This is a genomic window from Chitinophaga sp. 9-1-y, from assembly GCF_059511905.2.
The window spans coordinates 368,654-389,757 of record NZ_CM197955.1 but is presented as its reverse complement, the minus strand read 5'-3'; the positions used below and the strand labels follow the sequence as shown (position 1 = coordinate 389,757).

Below are 21,104 nucleotides of genomic sequence, written 5' to 3'. Positions count from 1 at the left end.
ACGCAGAAGCCTGTCAAATTGTTACGGTCGGGAAAAACACAAAACTTCTGATGCGAAGAAAAAAATAGGTTAAATGGGAAAACAAGATGAAATTCTGGCCTCAGAAGTGGTTTACTTTATCCACTCATCAATTAATAAACGTTAAAATCCTCAGGAAATTTTACTCCAGATAGATTTACTTCGCTGGGCGGCCAAAAATTCTTTTAGTGCCTGATTTTCAGGCAACAATAAATCGGTGTCTTCTTCCAGTATCTTTTCTGCACTGGCACGGGCTGCATCCAGTATGGGTTTATCTGCAATAATGTCGGCCAGTTTAAAGTCCAGCACCCCACTTTGCCGGGTACCTTCGATATCGCCGGGCCCCCTGAGTTCCATGTCTTTCTCAGAAATAATAAAGCCATCGTTGGTTTGTACCATCACGTTAATCCGTTCCTTGGAATCCTGGCTGACTTTATTGCCTGTCATGAGTATACAAAACGATTGTTCCGCCCCCCGGCCTACCCGGCCGCGTAACTGGTGCAGTTGCGACAAGCCAAAGCGCTCCGTGCTTTCTATTACCATTACGGAAGCATTGGGCACGTTTACACCTACTTCAATAACGGTAGTAGCCACCATGATGTTGGTATCGCCGGTAACGAAACGCTGCATATTGGTCTGCCGTTGTTCTGCCGGCTGCCGGCCATGTACCATACTGATATAAAACTGCGGTTCGGGGAAGAAAGCCTTGACTTCTTCATACCCTTTCATCAGGTTTTCATAGTCCAGCTTTTCCGAATCTTCTATCAACGGGTAAACGATATAGGCCTGCCGTCCTTTTTTCACTTCTTCCTTAATAAAATCCATCACCTGCGGGCGCTGGTATTCCGTACGATGTACGGTAGTAATCGGCTTACGCCCGGGCGGCATTTCATCGATAACAGATACATCCAGATCGCCGTAAATAGTCATTGCCAGCGTTCTTGGTATAGGCGTTGCCGTCATCACCAGTATATGCGGCGGTATATCATTCTTTTCCCATAGCCGTGCCCGTTGTGCCACGCCGAAACGGTGTTGCTCATCTACAATGGCCATGCCCAGGTTCTTAAACTGCACTTCTTTTTCCAATAATGCATGTGTACCTACCAGGATATCAATGGAACCGTCCAGTGCCTCTTCCAGTATTTTACGCCGGGCTTTACCTTTGATACTGCCAGTGAGCAGGGCCACTTTTACATCCATTTTTTCCACCAGTTCTGCAATCCCCTTGTAGTGCTGCTGCGAAAGGATTTCAGTAGGCGCCATCAAACAGGCCTGAAAACCATTATCCTTGGCGAGTAGCATGGATAACAAAGCCACCATGGTTTTACCGCTGCCCACATCTCCCTGCAGTAAGCGGTTCATCTGACGCCCGTGTACGGTATCTGTCCGGATTTCTTTCAGCACTCTTTTTTGTGCGCCTGTTAATGAAAATGGGAGATGGTGATTATAGAATTCGTTAAAGGATTCACCCACGGCGCCAAACACATAGCCATGCGACTGCTTATGTCTTTTCAGTTTTAACCGGCATATGCGTATTTGTGCAATAAAGAGTTCCTCAAATTTCAATCGGCGTTGCGCCAGTTTAGCATCGTCTTCATTTGCGGGCTGATGTATTTTGAAATACGCCATAGACCGGGGCATGAGCCGGTATTGCTGTAATACTTCCAATGGAATATTTTCCCTGATTTCCAGGGGAGATAATTGTTCCAGTAAGTTCTTTGTTAATTTTCCTATAGCCTTGGCCGTTAGTCCGCGGGCTTTTAGTTTTTCGGTAGTATAGTATACCGGTTCCAGGAATTGCTTACCGGTAGCAATTTCTTCTGTAAGCAAATCCAGCTCAGGATGTGCTAACTGTGTAACGCCATTAAATACAGAGATACGGCCAAAAACCAGGTAACCTACATTTTCGCGCAATGATTTTTGCATCCACTGCCAGCCCTGAAACCATACCAGGTCAATGGTACCTGTTTCATCTTTGAAAGTAGCGACCAGTCTTTTCGACCTGTTTTCTCCCATCACCACCATGTTGATGATTTTGCCACGAATCTGTACAAAGTCTTCATAACCGCTGAGAGAAGCGATTTTATCTATCCGGGTGCGATCAACATATCGGAAAGGGAAATATTGCAGCAGGTCACCGAAGGTATATATCTTGATTTCTTTGCGCAATAATTCTCCTTTCTGTGGACCAACGCCCTTCAGGTATTCTATCGGATTGGATAATATGGCAGTAAAAGTAGAAATGGCGATTTCATTTTTATGAAGGACAAAAATAAAAAAGGCAAATGGTAAAAATTCACCACTTGCCTTTTTTAATAAAAAACAATTATAACTATTCGGCTATAGCATCCACTTTACCTTCCACGAACTGTTTCATCCACTCGGTAGTAACAGATTTTGGTCTTTCCAGGGAAAGGCCCAATGCTCTGTCCCAGCAAAGGGAAGCCAGAACGCCCAGTGCGCGGGAAACGCCAAACAGCACCGTGTAGAATTCATATTCCACGAGACCGTAGTGTACCAGTAATGCACCAGAGTGTGCGTCTACGTTAGGCCATGGGTTTTTCACTTTACCCAGGTCCTGCAGGATTGGAGGAACGGTTTCATATACCATCCACACAATTTTCACCAGTTCATCGTTCGGGAGATGTTTTTTAGCAAACTCCATCTGCGCAGTAAAGCGTGGATCTGTTTTACGTAATACCGCGTGACCGTAACCGGGTACTACTTTACCTTCAGACAAGGTTTTGCGTACATAAGCTTCGATCTGTTCTTTGGTAGGCGTACCACCACCCAGTTCTTCACGCATCTGCAGGATCCACTTAATAACTTCCTGGTTAGCCAGACCGTGTAACGGACCTGCCAGACCATTCATACCAGCGGCGAAAGACAGGTAAGCATCGCTCAATGCAGAACCTACCAGGTGAGTAGTGTGTGCGCTCACGTTACCACCTTCGTGGTCAGCGTGAATCACCATATAAAGACGCATCAGTTCTTTGAATCCTTCGTCAGAGTAGCCCAGCATGTGTGCGAAGTTACCTGCCCAGTCCAGCATGCCATTAGGCTGAATATGCTGTCCACCTTTATATTTACGGCGATATACATACGCCGCAATACGTGGCAGGCGCGCAATGAGGTTCATAGTGTCCTCATAAGTATAGCTCCAGTAATCTTTCTTATTCATGCCTTCTGCATATGCATGGGCAAAAGAAGATTCAGTTTGCAATGCCATAATACCTACGTTGAACATAGTCATCGGGTGAGCGGTAATAGGCAAGGCTTCAATAGCATCAAATACGTGGTTGGGTACATGAGAACGGCGTCCCCACATGCTGGACAAATATTGTACATCTGCTTCAGTTGGCAATTCTCCAATCAGCATCAGGTAAAATAAACCTTCCGGCAGTGGTTCTGCACCACCTGGCGCTTTGGGTAAATGATCCCTTAATTCAGGAATAGAATATCCACGAAAACGAATCCCTTCATTGGCGTCCAACAGAGACGTTTCGGTTACCAGGCCGGTAATACCACGCATACCCTGATAAACTTGCGCCAATGTTACATCTTCAATTTTTTTGGTGCCGTGATTCTTTACCAGGTCTTTTACTTCAATGTTAAGTTCATCTGCTTTAACCTTGAATTTCTCTTTTATGTACCCCATTTTACTGCTATTGTATATTAAGAAAACAAAATCGATCAATAGTCAAAAGTAATGATTTGTTAACGAAGTTACCACCATTTCATGGTATTTAATGCCAAATTAACAACGATTTGCCAGCGAAAATGTACGGCCATAGGATGGCAGTGGAGCATTACAATTACCTTATTACCATCTCACTAAACAATATAAATAATTACTATTTATATAGACGTTAAAGAAATGTAAATTTTTCAGAATGAATTGAAAATTTTGAAAGAAAAATCTTCAAAAAATGAGCTCCTGGCACCTCCTCATTGTGAACTGCTGCCATAAAAAAAGCGGTATCCATAACCGGATACCGCTTTCGTAATTTCCTTGTTTCCAGATCATTTCGGCGCCCGGCGATATAGATAAAACGCCAATGCCCCAAATATGAAATTCGGTATCCACACTGCCAGTAAAGGATTCAGGTCGGCCTTCACAGAAAACACCGTGGCAAACTGCAGGAAAATAATGTAGCTGGCACTGATAACAATCCCTAATGCCAGGTGCAAACCACTTCCTCCCCTTACTTTCTTGGCCGCAATAATGCCGCCAATGAGGGTCAGCACCACCACCGCAAAAGCGGCGGCTGTTCTGCGATAATATTCTACCCAATAGGTATTCAGTCCTTCTGATCCGCGGATACTTTCCCGTTGTATATATCTTCTCAATGCAGGCGTAGTCATGGCTTCCTGCAAATTCTTCTCATCTATCAGGTCTTTCGGCAATAAGGCCAGCTTCAACATGGTATCCTGCTTACTGCTCCAGTGCTCCTTCAACCCATCCATGGTACGCATACTCACATAATCCAGCCGCCATTTCTTTTGGGTAGAATCCCAGCTGATACGGTCCGCCTTCATTTTAAACGACATACTCTGCTTATCAATGGTAGCCAAGGTAAAATTGCTCCCACTCTGATAATTAGGGTCATAGGTACCGAAAGTCACGTAGGTAAAGCTGTCTATACGGGTAGTGCGATTGTATTGCGATTTTTCGTCGTCATGACCATGAAGGTACTTGTTCTCAAAGCCGGTACGGATGCGGTTTGCATTGGGTACCACCCAATAATTGGCAAACCACAGAATACCACCAAACAGGAACGCCCCCATCCAGTAAGGACGGAGAAAACGGCGAAAACTTACGCCAGACGCCAAAATGGCGATGATCTCTGAGCGATACGCCATTTTGGAGGTAAAGAATATAACTGATAAGAAGATGAATAACGGAAAGAGTAAAGCCAGGATGTGCGGAATAAAACCGAAGTAATAATCTACAACAATTTCATGCAGCGACAGATGATTCTTCATAAAATCATCCACCTTTTCTGTGATGTCTATCACCACAGAAATCAATAGGAATATCATCAGGGAGTAAATGAAAGTACCTATGAGCTTGCGTAAAATGTACCAGTCAATTTTAGTAATCATGGCCCCAAAGATATTAGTTTATTTTATAGTCCGAACTTTTACAGGCGTGTTTTCAATTGATTTACCATACTGGTTTTCCAGGTGGCAAAAGTACCTGCCAGTATTTGTTTACGGGCTTCCTGTACTAATTCCAGGTAAAATGCCAGGTTGTGGATACTGGCCAATGTCATGCCTAAAATTTCCCCGGCTACAAACAAATGACGCAGGTAGGCCCTGGAATACTGGCTGGTAGCGAAGCAGGGACTATTCTTATCTATTGGTTCAAAATCGGTGGCCCATTTCTTATTACGGATGTTAATAACGCCGTTCCAGGTAAACAACATACCGTTACGACCATTACGGGTGGGCATTACACAGTCGAACATATCTACTCCCAGTGCAATGTTTTCCAGGATATTCCATGGTGTGCCCACTCCCATCAGGTAACGGGGCTTGTCGGCAGGCAACACTTCACACACCAGTCCGCACATCTCGTACATATCCTGTTCCGGTTCTCCTACACTTAGGCCGCCAATAGCGTTACCTGCACAATTGCGGGAGGCAATGAACTCGGCAGAAGCCTTGCGGAGATCCTTATAGGTGCTGCCCTGTACAATCGGGAACAACGTTTGTTCATGACCGTAGGCCGGCTGTGTATCAGCCAAACGCTGAATACAGCGGTCCAGCCAGCGATGGGTAAGGTCCATCGATTTGCGCGCATAGCGGTAGTCGGACGGATATGGCGGGCACTCATCAAACGCCATAATAATATCGGCGCCGATGGTACGCTGAATATCCATCACGTTTTCAGGGGTGAAAAGGTGACGGGAGCCGTCGATATGTGACTGGAAAACAACTCCTTCTTCTTTAATCTTGCGGTTGGCCGCCAGGGAAAACACCTGGTATCCGCCACTATCCGTTAAGATAGGACGATCCCAACCATTGAATTTATGTAGTCCACCAGCCGCTGATAATACCTCGAGGCCGGGTCTTAAATATAAGTGATAGGTATTGCCCAGGATAATCTGTGCCTGCACCGCCTCTTTCAATTGTTCCTGTGTAACAGCTTTTACGCTGCCTACGGTACCAACCGGCATAAAAATGGGCGTTTCAATTTCCCCGTGAGCAGTTGTAATTTTCCCTGCCCTGGCATTACTGCCATTGTCTGTAGTTATCAGTTCAAAATTCACTCATTCTGTATTTGAGGCGCGAAGATAAGCAGAAAGCAGCAAGGAGAAAGCAAAAAGCTGTTCTTGCAAAGCCCAAAACCAGGTGCCCGCCGAAGGAAAATAATCGCCGTTGCTTACCTGCTTTGAGTCTTTGCGTGAACACTTTTCCCCTTAATTATTTTCTTTTACAGATAATAAAAATATTATATTTTTGCCAGCATTATGCAGGAACATCTAGGTGAAATTGCCTTATACTTTTTTGCTACCATTGCGGGAATACAGATCATTTATTACCTGTTTATCTTCTCCAGGGTCGCTTTTTATAGACGTAAATTTGACCTGGACCATACACCGGACGGGCCCTTTTCAGTTATCATCTGTGCCAAGGATGAAGAATTAAACCTCCAAAAAAATCTTCCCGGCGTATTGCAGCAACGGTATCACCACCATCTGAAGCCTGAATATGAGGTGATTGTGGTAAACGATAATTCTGAAGACGACACTAAATACTACCTGCGCTCTATTGAGCCGGGTTATCCACATTATCGTCATATTGAAATTAAACAACCGGCCAAGTTCATTCCCGGCAAGAAATATCCTTTGTCTATTGGCCTGAAAGGCGCCCAGTATGATACTGTGTTATTAACGGATGCGGATTGCAAACCCGGTAGTACACACTGGTTGTCTTTCATGAGCCAGGGATTCGCCGACGAGAAAGAGATTGTACTCGGCTATGGCGCTTATTATAAGAAGCCCGGATTCCTGAATAAAATTATCCGCTACGAAACGTTCTTCAGCGCCCTGCAGCACTTATCGTTCGCGATGAGCGGCATGCCTTACATGGGAGTAGGCCGTAACCTGGCTTACAAAAGAGAGCTTTTCTTCAAGCATAAAGGTTTCACCAGCCATCAGCACATTGCCAGCGGCGATGATGATCTGTTTGTGAATACTGCCGCCAACCGGAAAAACGTTGGGGTAGTAATCGACAAGCAGGCATTTACCTATTCAGAGCCCAAACTAAGCTGGAAAAGCTGGTTCAGACAGAAAACCAGGCATATGTCGACCGGCAAACATTACCGTTTCGGCCATAAGTTTGTACTGGGACTGTTTTCTATGACCCATTTCCTGTTTTATCCGGCCTTTATCATCGGGCTGTTTTTTCCGCCACCTGTTCTTTGGTATGTACTGGGGATCTTTGGCCTGAAAGTGCTGATACAGTCCATCATTACGTTTGCCGCCATGCGCAGACTGGATGAAAGCGATCTGTTTAAATTCAGCTGGCTGATGGACATCTTTATGGTACTGTATTATATCATATTTACCCCTGCCCTGCTGTTCAAAGCCAAAGCAAATAAATGGTAATGACCGGCTTTTGCTGTCTTTGAGCAGGATTAAACTGATTACCCTGATTTTGTTTTTTTGATTTTATAAGAATTTGGAAGATAAGGGAAGATATAAGCGAATTATATCTTCCCTTATCTTTTTTAATTAAAGAGATAAAATCAGGATAATCAGTTTAATCCTGCTCAAAGACAAAAAATCGCAAATCCTGCCTACTTTTGCGCTATGGAAATAATTTTAAAGTATTTCAGCGACTTTACACCGGCACAATTGGCGCAGTTTGAAGCACTGAAGGGATTATATGAGGAATGGAATGAAAAGATCAATGTCATTTCCCGTAAAGACATTGAGTCCTTATATGAAAGGCATGTATTGCATTCTCTTGCCATTGCCGCCATTGCGGACTTCCAGCCAGGCACCCAAATCCTGGATCTGGGTACAGGTGGAGGATTTCCCGGGATTCCCCTGGCGATCTTCTTCCCGGAAGTGCAATTTCACCTGGTAGATTCCATCGGCAAAAAGATTAAAGTGGTACAGGGAGTGGCGGAAGCGCTGCAACTAAAGAACGTTACGGCTGCACACAGCCGCGTAGAAGATGTGAAGAACCGTAAATTCGATATTGTGGTATCCCGTGCAGTGGCGCCATTAGGCGATTTATGGCGCTGGAGCAAACCAGTACTGAAAAAATCGACTGTACCCGGCAAACAATTCGAAAAAGGGTTGATATGCCTGAAAGGTGGCGACCTGGCCCAGGAAATATCCGACAGCGGCCTGAAACCAAGACTCGTGAAAGTGCATGACATATTCCCGGAAGAAAGCTTCCTGGAAAAATTTGTAGTGCTGGCTAAAAGCTAGTGGTACAACAGCGCAAAGCAGCAGCCGTGCAAAGGAACTTTTCTTGTAATCCCCTTTGCACGGCTGCTGGTTCTCCCCCCTCCCCCTAATTTTTTTTTGTAAGCATAAAATATCCTCGTAGTTGTTTCGTCATCCTTATTAAGATGAAACAACTGGTCCTTACAAATAACATTATGGCCATAGAGCAAAACGAACGCATACAGGCAACCGTAAAGCAGGAACGCAAGCGGTTGCTCCATTTTATCCGGCAGCGGGTAAATAATGCGTCGGATGCTGAGGATATTTTACAGGATGTTTTCTATCAATTTACCGAATATCTGAGGTTGGGAAGCCAGGTAGACTCTATTACCGGATGGCTCTTTGCGGTGACCCGCAACAAAATTACCGACTGGTTCCGCAAAAAGAAAGAAACCCCGTTTGCTGACTACACGCGCGAGATAGAAGGCGAAGAAGTACTATTTCTACCTGAATTACTTTCCGACAAAAACCAGGAAGCCGACACCCCGATGATGAAAAAAATCATGTCTGAAGCCATTATGCAAGCTATTGACGAGCTGCCGGCAGATCAAAGACAGGTGTTTTTGCAACATGAACTGGAAGGTAAATCCTTTAAAGAAATGAGTGAAGAAACCGGCATCGGGGTAAATACCCTGCTGTCACGGAAACGTTATGCAGTATTATTTCTACGGGAACGCCTCGCAGAGCTGTACAACGAATTATTAAACGACTGATTTTAAATTATTAAAGATATGAGACACGAATATGGCAGAAGAAAAGGCGGTCAAATCGCCAAGTTCCTTGTACTCGGTATAGTATTTATTATCGCAGTAGGATTTGCCACCATGTACCTGTGGAACTTATTGATTCCTGAACTGTTCCATGGCCCGGTCATCACCTTCTGGCAGGGATTGGGACTGCTTTTATTAGGTAAACTGCTTTTTGGATGGCATAATCACCATAACTCCTGGAACGATAAATGGAACCGCGGCCGGGAATGGAAAGCACGACTAAAGGAGAAAATGGCACATATGACGCCGGAAGAGCAGGAGAAAATGAGAGAAGCACTCCGCAACCGCTGCAGACCAGGCTTTGGCAGAAACAGGCACGAAGCATGGGAAAAGTATTGGGAAGACGATTTCCCTAAAGAACCCGGCAAACCAACAAACGAAGCAAACGAATCACACTAAAAACATTGTGCGATGATAGGTATATTCAAAACCAATATAGACAACCCAGATGCCCGGCAACAGATGATCCAGGCTATAGCATCCAGCTTTCGGGTGGGATCCTGTCATGTAGACCTCGACGACTGCGATAAGGTATTACGTATTGCAGACTTACAGGTGGAAGAGAATATTATTATTGAATTCGTTCAAAAGCAAGGCTTTCAATGCCAGGTACTGGAATAATTTTAAGTTTTTATTTACAGTACATCAATATTCCCGGGCTAATAAGCCGATTTAGTATACATGTAATTATTTTATATGTTTTGAAATGTTGGCTGCCTCGCAAATCTGGTGTAACTTCAGGTGAATGCAGTGGCCCGGGTATATTGATTAAAAGCCAGGTGTTGTGTTTTTGAATCCTCTAAACTTCATTCCTATGTACCTGAACCAGCACGAGATTCAATCTCTCATTGATAAAAGCTTTGACAATTTCGTTGATTTTGTCAATACGCTGCCGGATATACGTTTTACCGCATCTCCCTACGGTAAATGGTCCGCTGGTCAGCAACTCGATCATCTGACCAAATCCATCCGACCTATCAGCAGCGCATTGGGATTTCCTAAAGTAACCTTACGCTACTTTGGCGTTAGCCCATTACCCTCACGCCCCTACGATAAACTGGTGGAAGATTACCAACTGGCACTCAATACCGGCCGTAAAGCAGGCCGCGCCTATCAGCCCGGCGTGATCTATCCTGCGCAGCGCCCGGCGCTGGTACAAGGTTTCCTTCTCCAGAAAAGAAAATTATCAAATAAACTCCTTCACTGGTCAGAACCTGACCTGGATAAATATCGCTTACCGCATCCTTTGCTAGGAAAAATTACAATCAGGGAAACGCTGTATTTTATTGCACATCATAACCAGCACCACCTGAACAGCTTAAAGAACCAGGAGCTGCAAGGCCATACCTGGGAGAACCAATTACAACAATTGATATTTTAGAGCAGAAAGCATAAAGCGGAAAGCAAAAAGCTATAAAAGCGGATGACCAGAGCAAAGGAATAATATCCGCTCTGGTCATCCGCTTTTATAGCTTTTTGCTTTCCGCTTTATGCTTTCTGCTCTTTAAGATATTGCCTTGTTGTTACTTCTGTCAATATCCGCCATACGCTGGCTGGGATCAATTTCCAGCTCTTTAATATTGGAGAGCGGAATATCCAGTTCCACTTCATAAGTTGGATGCGTCCAGAACCAAACGGGCTCGACTACACGCTTTATCGCCGGTGTTTCATTTGGCTTCTCACCGTACATAATAGACAACGGAATATAGTGCAGTTCTTTATTGCCATTTTTATCTGTTACCATAAAATCTACCGGCATCGGCATATATCCCACACGACGCAGGCGTACTACCGTTTTACTACCTTTCTGATATACGCTGTCGATACCATAATCGACATGCTTCACGGAGTTGATAAAGTATTGTTTATACCAATCCAGCGCTATACCACTTTGTTTCTCCATTACGCGGATGAAGTCATTCACATTCGGATGTTTAAAGCGCCATTCGTTGTAGTAGCGCAACAGACCCGCATCACGATTGGCAGCACCAATCACATAACCCAGCTGCTCCAGGAATACCGCACCTTTGGAATAAGCCGTGAGACTATATCCATAGTTAGTGTTATAGTGGTCGGCGTGTGTGGTAGCAGGCTCCTCGAATGGGCTGCTGGCCAATGCAAAATAACCTGCATAGGAGTCTTCCAGGGCATTGCGGCCTTTCAATGAATCAATCGTATTATGAATTACATTATTCTCTGCGAAAGTGGTGAAACCTTCATCCATCCATGGATACAGACTTTCATTGGTTGCCAGCATTCCCTGGTACCAACTGTGCATCCATTCGTGCATAGCAACGCCGTACAGGCCATCCATCTTTCCATTACCCATAATCAGGGTACCCATTGGATACTCCATACCGCCATCACCACCTTGAATAAAGGAGTACTGTTCATATGGATAAGCGCCGTAATGGGCTTTGATATAGGCATAAGCAGCAGGAATCATCTTTGCCAGCTGAGGCCAGGTGTCGTGCGTATGTTCATTATCGATATAGAAAAAGTGCGCCGTAAATCCATCTACTTTTTGTGTGATGTGCTTATAGTTAGGATCAGCCGCCCACATGAAATCATGCACATTTGGTGCAATGAAATGCCAGGTCAGTGTATTACCTATCGGCGGTTTTACTTTCACACCAGCAGCCTCGTAACCATGGCCTATTTCATTAGGATTTTGCAGATAACCGGTACCTCCCAGCACATACTTTTTATCGATGGTAATTTTCACATCGTAGTCGCCCCATACACCGTAAAATTCACGGGCAATATACGGAGTGGCATGCCATCCTTCGTAATCGTATTCACACATTTTAGGATACCACTGCGACATGGAAAAATTCACGCCTTCGGAGTTGTTACGGCCACTACGACGGATTTGCACCGGTACCTGTGCTTCAAACTCCATATCAAATACGGCTTTTGAACGTGGCAGGATAGGCTTATCCAGCGGCACTTCCAGGATGGTTTCCACCACTTTGAAATCCTGCGGTTTACCATCTCTCTTTAAAGAAATCACTTTCTGGTAGCCTATTTCATCAGGCTTCAACTGGGAAATACGATCACGTACACGGTTGTCCCAGTCGCGGCGTTCATTGCCTTTTCTATCTCTGCCGACTACTATTTTTCCGAGTTCCCGGCTACGCACATCCATCATGCTGTTAGGCTGAAAGGCGTTCCAGTACAGGTGATAAAAGACTTTCTTTAACGTATCAGGGGAGTTATTAAAATATTCCAGATGTTGCTGACCTTTGAATTGATTAGCTGGCGCATCTACTTTCACATCCATGGCATATTTCACGCGCTGTTGCCAGCGGTCAGATTGTGCGTTTAGTTGTACCCAGCTGCCTGCCAGCATAGCAATGGCCAGACAGCATCCTGTTGTAACCCGATACTTCATTCCGTTTCTTTTTGTTTAAACAGCTAAAATAAACATCATTTGGGGTATTTTGATGTTTTGACACGGGTTATTTCGCGGTGGTATCCGTGAAGGACGTGAGGGTATAACCCAGGAAACCCGCATATTGCAGTGCAGCAGGCTCAAAAGCTTTCAGGGCGGCCTTTTTCAGTGGTTTAAATGGTTCCACAGCAATAGCTACTGTATCCTTCTTAAAGGTACGCTTCCAGATACCCATTACCTGCCCGTTGTGGAGCATGATAGGATTAAAAATACCGTTGATCGTCATCACCTTTTTGGTGAAGGCCGGGTCTATCAGGGAACTGCGATCTTTATAACCAATAAAATATTCATCAAATGCGGGTAATAGTAGATGGCTGTCTGGTGGAGATTTTCGGCTACCTGGGGCCATCCAGTAGGTAGTATCGTTGATGGTTACGGCTTTGAGGTTTGTTTGTGCACCATCCAGTGCTGCGCGGGCATCGGCCAGTGACAGGCCGGACCAGTTGGCAAAATCGGGCAGGGTAGCGGGACCGTGGCTGGTAAAATAGCGGTGAGCCAGTGTTACCAATGCATCTTGCCGGGAGAGCTTTGTGCTGGCGGATGCCGGCAACCACTCATCCAACAGGGTATAAGTAAACAGTTTACCACTTAATGGGCCATTACAGATAAGACCATTCAATGCAGCATGATAAATAATATGATTCATGCGGTGGTCATCGGTAGCAATACCATTTTCCTGCAGATAGGTATCCAGTGCTTTGCGGGTAAGGTGATTACCGCCTTTCAGGGCTTTGGTAATCAGCTGACAGCTGCGTTCCATGGAACCATCGTCCATTCCCAGCTTTTTCCGCATACTTCCCATACGTACTTTCATGGCGGGTGCGATCAATTGCAGCATCCAGCGAACATCTGCCGGCGCTATGAGGTGCAGGGTACCGCGAAAAGCAGTGGTACGGATAATCGATTTATGATGGATGGCTTTTTCAATAGCAGCATCCGTAGCGCCCGGGAGGCGTACGCCGATACCCCATTTGCTGTGGGCATGTTCCTGGGCCTGCATGGCGCCAAAGAAGGATACTATTTCATGTGGCTGTTTAAACCCCGTACGGAGCAGTTGCTGATGATGTAATCGTTGGGCGGCAATATCGGTCAGTAACATGGCTAAATGATTTGTAACACAAAACAACAACACCCATGTGACAACAGTATGTCAATAGTTTCCAGCGGTTTTCAAATAATTATTCAACTCCCTGAACTACGAGTACAATTTCTCCTTTCACCCCTTTTTCTGCGTAGTAGTCGTGTACTTCCTGCAAAGTACCACGTTTATTTTCCTCGAATAACTTGGTGAGTTCACGGCTTACACTGCAAGGGCGATCCGGGCCGAAGTACTGGATCAGGTCTGCCAGGGTTCTTACCAGTCGCATGGGCGATTCGTAAAATACGATGGTACGCTCTTCTGTGGCCAGTTTGGTAAAAAGCGTATGACGGCCTTTTTTGAGTGGCGGAAAGCCTTCAAAAGCAAAGCGGTTCATGGGGATACCGCTGTTGACCAGTGCCGGAACGAAAGCGGTGGCGCCGGGTAAGCATTCTACCGGAACGCCGTTGCGGCTGCATTCTCTTACCAGTAAAAAGCCGGGGTCAGATACACCGGGGGTACCGGCATCGGTGAGTAATGCCATCGTTTTACCACTCTGCATTTGCTGCAGGAGGTGTTGTACTATTTTATGTTCATTGTGCTGATGGTAGGCCGTAACAGGCTTGCTGATATTATAATGCCGGAGTAACACGCTGGAGGTACGGGTATCTTCTGCGAGGATCAAATCTGCTTCCTCCAGTACTTTTACCGCCCTGTAGGTGATATCGGCGAGGTTACCGATGGGAGATGGAACAAGGTATAATTTCATTTAATTACGAATTACGAATTACGAATTACGGACCAGTGAAGGAGATCAACAGGAAAATAAATATTCAATCTTCCCACAACTCCGTAATTCGTAATTCGTAATTCGTAATTGATTATTGTATTTGTACTTCAAAAGATTCCATTACCTGGTTTGCCAACAGCTTCTGGCAGGCATTCTCAGCGATCTGCCTTGCTTCTTCCTGGCTGGCGGCTTCAATTTGCAGAGTAATATGTTTACCAATACGTACATCTTGTACCTGGCCCAGGCCGAGGTTCTTGAGACCACCCATTACCGCTTTACCTTGCGGATCTAATAATTCTTTCAGTGGCATCACATTGATATGTGCAGTAAAAGTCATTGTGCTAGAAATTTTGCCGCAAACCTACATCAAAAAATCCAGAATGTTAAACCGCTTGTATTTTAGGCGGTACAGCAACGGATAATATTACGTAACAAATAAATATAAAGGGTACAGCCGCAAACTTCAGGAAAGGTATGCTGAGTATGGTTAAAGCGATGAGCAGGAAGCGGGGCCAGTTATCAGCCAGGCTTTTATTTTTAAATTTCAGGCTGATCATGGGAATTTCTGCAATCATCAGGTAGCACAACAATGCGATGGTGATATACAGTACCCAGATATTCTGGAACCAATGGGCCAGGTTAAAAGGATTAAATAACAGGATTAATGGGAAAGATGCCACCAGCAAGGCTACTGCCGGGGTGGGCACCCCGATAAAGTTTTCGGATTGCCGGGTATCTATATTAAACTTGGCCAGGCGGTAAGCTGCAAAACAAGGCACCAGTAAGGCTGGAGCCAGGTTAAAGAGAGAAACTTCAAAAACGTCTGGTTGCTGGAAGTAGGCACTGCGGAGCAGTCTGTACAACATCATACCAGGTACTACGCCAAAAGTCACTACATCTGCCAGGGAATCCAGTTCCTTACCCATGGGGCCGGATACTTTCAGCAGGCGGGCCACCATCCCATCGAAAAAGTCGAATATACCAGCCAGTACTACTAATGCAGACGCCCAGTATACCGGCTCCGGTGTGATAATCGTATAGTCAGCACCGTTAATTTCTGCGCGATACTCCGGTGCATGCAGGATGCAAATAATAGCGAGCGCCCCGCAAAAAAGGTTACATAGGGTAAGAATATTGGGTAGTTGTTTCATCTAATAAGTTTATTCAATGCAAATTACGAATTACGAATTACGAATTACGGATTTGTGAGAAGATAGTAAACGCGAAGATTAACTTCACTATTATCTGCCCACAAATCCGTAATCCGTAATTGGTAATTCGTAATTCTCTTATTTCATCAAGGCTTCTATTTCATCGGCCGTGATCGGAATATTCTTCATCAGGTCCACATTGCCGCTGGCGGTGAGCCAGATGTTGTTTTCAATACGGATACCCATTTTTTCCTGTTCAATATAAATGCCTGGTTCAATGGTCATCACTGCTCCTTCCGGAATAGGCTGATGGAAAGATGGACCGAGATCATGTACGTCTACACCCAGGTGGTGAGAAATACCATGGTACAGGTATTTGCGGTACGCTGGTGTTTCGGGATCCTGGTTTTTCACTTCTTCTTCCGTGAGCAGGCCCAGTTTGATAAATTCTTTGGTCGCTTCTTCGCCTACCATTTCATGGTATTTGGCGATGGTGATACCTGGACGCAGAATAGATTTAGCGTAGTTATGCAGGTGCAGGCAGGCATCATATACCTGGCGCTGACGTGGCGTAAACTTACCATTGACAGGTACGGTACGGGTAAGGTCGGCATTATAACCACCGTATTCCGCGCCGAAATCCATGAGGATCAGTTCTCCGTCTTTACATTCCTGGTTATTGGATACATAGTGCAGGGTGCGGGCCCGGTCGCCGGAAGCGATGATGGAGCCATAAGCTTCTCCGGCAGAGCGGTTGCGCAGGAATTCGTGCATAATTTCTGCATGAATTTCGTGCTCCCATACGCCTGGTTTAATGAAGGTTAATAAACGACGGAATGTTTTTTCGGTAATATCCATCGCTTCCTGCATCACCTTAATTTCTTCCGGTGTTTTTACGGCGCGTAATTCTTTGAAGATAACGGCAGCACGCAGGTAGTTGTGCAGTGGATAACGCACTTTCATTTCCTCGGCGTAACGATAATCTCTTACCGGTACCAGGTTTGACTTACGGTTATTTTCGTTGGAATTCAGGTAGATGTTAGCCGCATCGTTCACCCATTGCTGCAATAATGCATCGAGGCTATCTAACCATACTACGGTAGCCATGCCGGAAACGGCGAAAGCTTCGTCTTTACGCAACCTGTGACCATCCCACTTTTCCTTTAACTCGTTAGGTCGCACCAGTACTAATACCTCGCGGTATTTGGGGTCTGGATTATCGGGAAACAGCACCACCATTGTGTCTTCCTGGTCAATACCTGTCAACCAGTACAAATCGGAGTTCTGTTTGAACTTGTACAGGGCGTCACCATTGGTGGGCAGTTCATCATTGGAGTTGATAATAGCTATAGACTGTGGCTTCATTTTAGCCACAAAACGCTGGCGGTTTTTCACAAACAGCTGCGGATCTAAGGGCAAATTCTTCATATCTCTTAATTTCAAATGAGGGTCCAAACCTAGGCAAAATTTCGGAGGTAGAAATCGGGAATCAGCAAATTGGTTAATATCTGCAGCGTAAAATGACAAAATCGTACTAATATTTCCTTGCAAATACGTAATGCTATCTTCTCCTGTTTTTTAGTTTGACAATCCTGCAATGAAACCTTCTCCTATTGAAGATATTGCAATAATCACCCTAAAAACAGTGACTAATTTCTAAATTTTAATGGTATAACACCGATAAAATTTGACAATATCAAAAAATCGCTAGTTTTGCTTTTACACCAAAACAATCTTGCTTTTATGCAAATGAGTAGCGTAAGGAATCCTATTGCTGACTTACGGGGACTTGGCATAGAGAACGTAGCTAACGTTTATTACCAACTTTCACCCGAAAAACTGGCGGAACAAACCATCGCCCGTAAACAAGGGGTTTATGCTGACAGCGGGGCATTAGCTGTTAACACCGGGCAATTCACCGGTCGTTCCCCGAAAGACAAATTCATTGTAAAAGACAACATCACAACGGACACTGTAAACTGGAACGATTTCAACCTCCCTATCTCTGAAGAAAATTTCGATCGTTTATACAGTAAAATCACGCGTTATTTCACCGGAAAAGATGTATGGGTACGTGACTGCTACGCCTGTGCTGACCAGGATTACCGGGTCAACATTAAAGTAGTCAGTGAACTCCCATGGTCAAGTTTGTTTGCGTATAACATGTTCCTTCGTCCTACGGAAGAAGAACTGGATTACATGCATAACGACTGGACCATCCTGCAGGCTCCCGGCTGTTTGGCGGATCCGGCTACTGATGGTACCCGTCAGCAGAATTTCTCTGTCGTAAACTTCACCAAAAAGATGATCATCATTGGTGGCAGTGCATATACCGGGGAAATCAAAAAAGGCATCTTCACGATTCTGAACTACGTGTTACCGCACGACAAAAATGTACTGAGTATGCACTGCTCCGCCAACATCGGCGAACAAGGCGATACGGCGGTATTTTTTGGTTTGAGCGGCACTGGTAAAACCACGCTGAGCGCTGATCCTACCCGCAAACTGATAGGTGACGATGAACACGGCTGGACCGCTGGCGGTGTATTCAATTTTGAAGGTGGTTGTTATGCAAAATGTATTGATCTTTCCGAAGAAAAGGAACCACAAATATTCCATGCTGTTCGCGAAGGCGCATTGCTGGAGAATATTACCTTCTTCCCCGGTACCAATACCGTGAACTATGCAGATAGCTCCATTACAGAAAACACCCGTGTTTCTTACCCGCTGCACTACATAGATAACGCACAGGAACCTTCTGTAGGAGGTATTCCGAAGAACATATTTTTCCTTACCTGCGACGCTTATGGCGTATTGCCGCCTATTTCCAGGCTCTCGCCCGGACAGGCTATGTACCAGTTTATTTCTGGTTACACCGCTAAAGTAGCAGGTACAGAAGCAGGTATCACCGAACCTAAATCTACTTTCAGCGCTTGTTTTGGCGCACCTTTCCTGCCGTTGCATCCGGCGCAATATGCACAGATGCTGGGCGAAAGAATGCGTAAACACAACGTCAACGTTTGGCTGATTAACACCGGCTGGACAGGTGGCGCTTATGGTACCGGCAACCGTATTAAACTCGGTTATACCCGCGCCATGATTACCGCTGCCTTAAACGGACAGCTGAACAACGTAGGCTTCCACGCGCATCCTGTATTTGGCTTCGAAATTCCTGGCAATTGCCCTGGTGTTCCGGATAACATCCTGGATCCACGCAATACCTGGGAAGACAAAGACGCGTACGATGCACAGCTGGCTAACCTGGCTGGACAATTTGTCCGCAACTTTGAGAAATACGCAGCCGCAGCCGACAAAGAAATACTGGATGCTGCACCCAAAATTTAATGAAATACCTGTGATCTATTCCTTCTGCTGAATTGAGTATATCAGCAAGAAGATGTATATGTTAGTTTTGCCTTATAATTTCCACTGAATACAACGTAAGCTCCTGACGGGTGCAATGCCTGAGCCAAACAAGTTCCCTTGCCGGAGCTTGTTTGGCTGGACTTCGGTACTCCTTTCCCCCTTTCCTTCTCAAATCAACGCCATCAAATCCCAGTTTTCCTTACCTTTGCACATGCAAATTTTAGACGGTAAACTAGTTTCTGAGGCTATCAAAGCCCAATTAGCCGCTCAGGTGGCTGAATTAAAGGCCGCTGGAAAAAAAATCCCTCATCTGGCAGCCATCTTAGTAGGCAACAACCCGGCAAGTGAAACCTACGTGGCCTCCAAAGTAAAATCCTGCGCCGAATGCGGATATAATTCTACCCTCCTTCGTTTTGATGCACAGATTTCAGAAAAACATCTGCTGGACCAAATCATCCTGTTGAATGAAAATCCGGATGTGGATGGTATTCTTGTTCAATTGCCTTTACCCAAACATATCAATGAAGAACTGGTGATCAATACCATTGATCCCAGCAAAGATGTAGATGGTTTCCATCCTATGAATGTGGGTAAAATGGTCAGTGGCCTGCCTGCGTTCATTCCTGCTACTCCTTACGGCATTATGTTGCTGCTGGAATATTACAACATTCCTACCAAGGGTAAACATGCAGTAGTTATTGGTCGTAGCCATATTGTGGGTACGCCGATGAGCATTTTACTAAGCCGCAATACCAATCCGGGAAACTGTACGGTTACACTCACACATTCACATACCCATAACCTGGCCGACATCTGCCGGCAGGCAGATATTATCATTGCTGCTATTGGTAAGCCTGATTTTGTAACAGCAGATATGGTAAAAGAAGGCGCTGTGATTGTGGATGTAGGTATTAACCGGGTGGAAGATGCCAGCAAAAAGAGCGGTTTCCGTCTGAAAGGAGACGTTAAATTTGATGAAGTAGCACCGAAATGTAGTTATATCAGCCCCGTTCCCGGTGGCGTAGGACCTATGACCATTGCCGCTTTACTCAAAAACACCTACCATGCCGCTATTGGCCTGAGAGGTAGTATGAACTAAGACGGCTCCTGGCTTTTAGCCATTAGCTATTTAAAAATATTTGTCTGGTTGTAAAAAATCGGACCTTTGTGAAGTCATGTCAGTAATAACAAATATAAAAACAACCACTCTCCCTTTGATGGAGCGCTTTTACACCATCCAGGGAGAAGGCTTTCACCAGGGCAGGGCAGCCTATTTTATCAGGCTGGGCGGCTGCGATGTAGGCTGCGTATGGTGTGATGTAAAAGACAGTTGGGATGCCGACAAGCACCCACAGGTGGAAATAAATGAAATTGTATCGGAAGCTGCCAGCCATCCTGGCCGCATTGCGGTAGTTACCGGTGGTGAACCGCTCCTGCATAACCTGGATGCACTCACCAAATCACTCCACAAACAAGGTTTTCAAACACATATAGAAACCTCCGGCTCTTCTCCCCTTAGCGGAAGTTGGGACTGGATTACTTTATCTCCCAAAAAATTCAAAGCGCCTTTACCCGAAATCTGTAAAGTAGCCCATGAATTGAAAGTGGTGATCTTTAACAAAACAGATTTTGCCTGGGCAGAAAAGTACGCCGCACTTGCCGGCAAACACTGTAAGCTGTACCTGCAGCCGGAATGGGAACGCAGCGCAGAAATGACGCCCCTGATTACGGAATATATCAAGGATCACCCACAGTGGACCATGTCTCTCCAGATCCACAAGTACATCAATGTGCCTTAAGGCGCGTTTTTGTCTTGTACAGGATTAGACTGATTATACTGATTATACTGATTTATTTTTTTGATTTTATTAGATAAAAGAGCGAAGAAAGATGTGAATATGACATCGGTCTTCGCTCTTCTTCTTATATCTTCTAAATTAAATCAGTATAATCAGTCTAATCCTGTACAAGACAAAAACTCGCTACACTATATTTCAATAGAATTTCGT

The 21,104-nt window shown here is 45.1% G+C and carries 19 protein-coding genes; 9 read left to right on the top strand and 10 right to left on the bottom strand.

From position 1 onward, the window contains the following. Positions 1–150 precede the first annotated feature (150 nt). From recG to tgt, 4 genes are all read right to left on the bottom strand, one after another. Positions 151–2,187 carry an ATP-dependent DNA helicase RecG gene (gene recG / locus AC5ZC7_RS01760; protein ID WP_511911329.1) on the bottom strand — a complete coding sequence of 679 codons (2,037 nt, stop codon included), beginning with the start codon at positions 2,185–2,187 and terminating at the stop codon, positions 151–153. 163 nt (positions 2,188–2,350) lie between these two features. Then, positions 2,351–3,676: a citrate (Si)-synthase, eukaryotic gene (locus AC5ZC7_RS01755; RefSeq protein WP_496159881.1), complete on the bottom strand. Its 1,326-nt coding sequence runs from the start codon at positions 3,674–3,676 to the stop codon at positions 2,351–2,353. A gap of 365 nt (positions 3,677–4,041) precedes the next feature. Next, positions 4,042–5,124 (bottom strand): LptF/LptG family permease, encoded by a 1,083-nt coding sequence (locus AC5ZC7_RS01750; protein ID WP_496159882.1) that lies wholly within the window; start codon positions 5,122–5,124, stop codon positions 4,042–4,044. 38 nt (positions 5,125–5,162) lie between these two features. Beyond that, positions 5,163–6,293: a tRNA guanosine(34) transglycosylase Tgt gene (gene tgt / locus AC5ZC7_RS01745; RefSeq protein WP_496159883.1), complete on the bottom strand. Its 1,131-nt coding sequence runs from the start codon at positions 6,291–6,293 to the stop codon at positions 5,163–5,165. A 201-nt stretch (positions 6,294–6,494) separates the two neighbouring features. Here tgt and AC5ZC7_RS01740 point away from each other — a divergent pair, with 201 nt between their 5' ends. The 6 genes from AC5ZC7_RS01740 (at position 6,495) to AC5ZC7_RS01715 (ending at position 10,637) form a co-directional block, all read left to right on the top strand. Further along, positions 6,495–7,634, top strand: coding sequence for a glycosyltransferase (locus AC5ZC7_RS01740; RefSeq protein WP_496159884.1), 1,140 nt, complete (start codon positions 6,495–6,497; stop codon positions 7,632–7,634). Positions 7,635–7,838: 204 nt separating this feature from the next. Further along, positions 7,839–8,468, top strand: coding sequence for a 16S rRNA (guanine(527)-N(7))-methyltransferase RsmG (gene rsmG, locus AC5ZC7_RS01735; RefSeq protein ID WP_496159885.1), 630 nt, complete (start codon positions 7,839–7,841; stop codon positions 8,466–8,468). Positions 8,469–8,611: 143 nt separating this feature from the next. After that, positions 8,612–9,199, top strand: coding sequence for a sigma-70 family RNA polymerase sigma factor (locus AC5ZC7_RS01730; RefSeq protein ID WP_496159886.1), 588 nt, complete (start codon positions 8,612–8,614; stop codon positions 9,197–9,199). Between the two features lie 18 nt (positions 9,200–9,217). Further along, positions 9,218–9,655 (top strand): hypothetical protein, encoded by a 438-nt coding sequence (locus AC5ZC7_RS01725; RefSeq protein WP_496159887.1) that lies wholly within the window; start codon positions 9,218–9,220, stop codon positions 9,653–9,655. A 12-nt stretch (positions 9,656–9,667) separates the two neighbouring features. Then, the gene (locus tag AC5ZC7_RS01720) at positions 9,668–9,877 is read left to right on the top strand and encodes a hypothetical protein (protein ID WP_496159888.1); all 210 of its coding nucleotides are present in this window, start codon (positions 9,668–9,670) and stop codon (positions 9,875–9,877) included. A 193-nt stretch (positions 9,878–10,070) separates the two neighbouring features. After that, positions 10,071–10,637 carry a DinB family protein gene (locus AC5ZC7_RS01715; protein WP_496159889.1) on the top strand — a complete coding sequence of 189 codons (567 nt, stop codon included), beginning with the start codon at positions 10,071–10,073 and terminating at the stop codon, positions 10,635–10,637. A gap of 123 nt (positions 10,638–10,760) precedes the next feature. Here the strand turns inward: AC5ZC7_RS01715 and AC5ZC7_RS01710 are convergent, their stop codons facing one another. The 6 genes from AC5ZC7_RS01710 to AC5ZC7_RS01685 form a co-directional block, all read right to left on the bottom strand. After that, positions 10,761–12,650, bottom strand: coding sequence for a M1 family aminopeptidase (locus AC5ZC7_RS01710; protein ID WP_496159890.1), 1,890 nt, complete (start codon positions 12,648–12,650; stop codon positions 10,761–10,763). Positions 12,651–12,717: 67 nt separating this feature from the next. Next, on the bottom strand, positions 12,718–13,809 hold the full coding sequence (locus AC5ZC7_RS01705; RefSeq protein WP_496159891.1) for a DNA glycosylase AlkZ-like family protein: 1,092 nt from the start codon (positions 13,807–13,809) through the stop codon (positions 12,718–12,720). A 79-nt stretch (positions 13,810–13,888) separates the two neighbouring features. Further along, complete coding sequence (rsmI, locus tag AC5ZC7_RS01700) at positions 13,889–14,557, bottom strand: 16S rRNA (cytidine(1402)-2'-O)-methyltransferase (RefSeq protein ID WP_496159892.1); 669 nt, start codon at positions 14,555–14,557, stop codon at positions 13,889–13,891. Positions 14,558–14,669: 112 nt separating this feature from the next. Then, the gene (gene purS / locus AC5ZC7_RS01695) at positions 14,670–14,915 is read right to left on the bottom strand and encodes a phosphoribosylformylglycinamidine synthase subunit PurS (protein ID WP_291922868.1); all 246 of its coding nucleotides are present in this window, start codon (positions 14,913–14,915) and stop codon (positions 14,670–14,672) included. A gap of 46 nt (positions 14,916–14,961) precedes the next feature. Next, positions 14,962–15,729 carry a CDP-alcohol phosphatidyltransferase family protein gene (locus tag AC5ZC7_RS01690; RefSeq protein ID WP_496159893.1) on the bottom strand — a complete coding sequence of 256 codons (768 nt, stop codon included), beginning with the start codon at positions 15,727–15,729 and terminating at the stop codon, positions 14,962–14,964. A gap of 138 nt (positions 15,730–15,867) precedes the next feature. Further along, complete coding sequence (locus tag AC5ZC7_RS01685; protein WP_496159894.1) at positions 15,868–17,157, bottom strand: aminopeptidase P N-terminal domain-containing protein; 1,290 nt, start codon at positions 17,155–17,157, stop codon at positions 15,868–15,870. 315 nt (positions 17,158–17,472) lie between these two features. Here AC5ZC7_RS01685 and pckA point away from each other — a divergent pair, with 315 nt between their 5' ends. From pckA to AC5ZC7_RS01670, 3 genes are all read left to right on the top strand, one after another. Next, entirely contained in the window at positions 17,473–19,074 is a 1,602-nt protein-coding gene (gene pckA, locus AC5ZC7_RS01680; protein ID WP_496159895.1) for a phosphoenolpyruvate carboxykinase (ATP), read from the top strand. Between the two features lie 232 nt (positions 19,075–19,306). Next, a complete protein-coding gene (folD, locus tag AC5ZC7_RS01675; RefSeq protein WP_477075162.1) occupies positions 19,307–20,194 on the top strand; it encodes a bifunctional methylenetetrahydrofolate dehydrogenase/methenyltetrahydrofolate cyclohydrolase FolD in 888 nt (295 codons plus the stop codon). A 118-nt stretch (positions 20,195–20,312) separates the two neighbouring features. Beyond that, on the top strand, positions 20,313–20,894 hold the full coding sequence (locus AC5ZC7_RS01670) for a radical SAM protein (RefSeq protein WP_496159896.1): 582 nt from the start codon (positions 20,313–20,315) through the stop codon (positions 20,892–20,894). Positions 20,895–21,104 lie beyond the last annotated feature (210 nt).

Coding starts and splice junctions, on each gene's coding strand:
- AC5ZC7_RS01755 (WP_496159881.1), bottom strand. CDS start 3,676: ATGGGGTACATAAAAGAGAAATTCAAGGTTAAAGCAGATGAACTTAAC.
- AC5ZC7_RS01750 (WP_496159882.1), bottom strand. CDS start 5,124: ATGATTACTAAAATTGACTGGTACATTTTACGCAAGCTCATAGGTACT.
- AC5ZC7_RS01740 (WP_496159884.1), top strand. CDS start 6,495: ATGCAGGAACATCTAGGTGAAATTGCCTTATACTTTTTTGCTACCATT.
- rsmG (WP_496159885.1), top strand. CDS start 7,839: ATGGAAATAATTTTAAAGTATTTCAGCGACTTTACACCGGCACAATTG.
- AC5ZC7_RS01730 (WP_496159886.1), top strand. CDS start 8,612: ATGAAACAACTGGTCCTTACAAATAACATTATGGCCATAGAGCAAAAC.
- AC5ZC7_RS01725 (WP_496159887.1), top strand. CDS start 9,218: ATGAGACACGAATATGGCAGAAGAAAAGGCGGTCAAATCGCCAAGTTC.
- AC5ZC7_RS01720 (WP_496159888.1), top strand. CDS start 9,668: ATGATAGGTATATTCAAAACCAATATAGACAACCCAGATGCCCGGCAA.
- AC5ZC7_RS01715 (WP_496159889.1), top strand. CDS start 10,071: ATGTACCTGAACCAGCACGAGATTCAATCTCTCATTGATAAAAGCTTT.
- AC5ZC7_RS01710 (WP_496159890.1), bottom strand. CDS start 12,650: ATGAAGTATCGGGTTACAACAGGATGCTGTCTGGCCATTGCTATGCTG.
- AC5ZC7_RS01705 (WP_496159891.1), bottom strand. CDS start 13,809: ATGTTACTGACCGATATTGCCGCCCAACGATTACATCATCAGCAACTG.
- rsmI (WP_496159892.1), bottom strand. CDS start 14,557: ATGAAATTATACCTTGTTCCATCTCCCATCGGTAACCTCGCCGATATC.
- purS (WP_291922868.1), bottom strand. CDS start 14,915: ATGACTTTTACTGCACATATCAATGTGATGCCACTGAAAGAATTATTA.
- AC5ZC7_RS01690 (WP_496159893.1), bottom strand. CDS start 15,729: ATGAAACAACTACCCAATATTCTTACCCTATGTAACCTTTTTTGCGGG.
- AC5ZC7_RS01685 (WP_496159894.1), bottom strand. CDS start 17,157: ATGAAGAATTTGCCCTTAGATCCGCAGCTGTTTGTGAAAAACCGCCAG.
- pckA (WP_496159895.1), top strand. CDS start 17,473: ATGCAAATGAGTAGCGTAAGGAATCCTATTGCTGACTTACGGGGACTT.
- folD (WP_477075162.1), top strand. CDS start 19,307: ATGCAAATTTTAGACGGTAAACTAGTTTCTGAGGCTATCAAAGCCCAA.
- AC5ZC7_RS01670 (WP_496159896.1), top strand. CDS start 20,313: ATGGAGCGCTTTTACACCATCCAGGGAGAAGGCTTTCACCAGGGCAGG.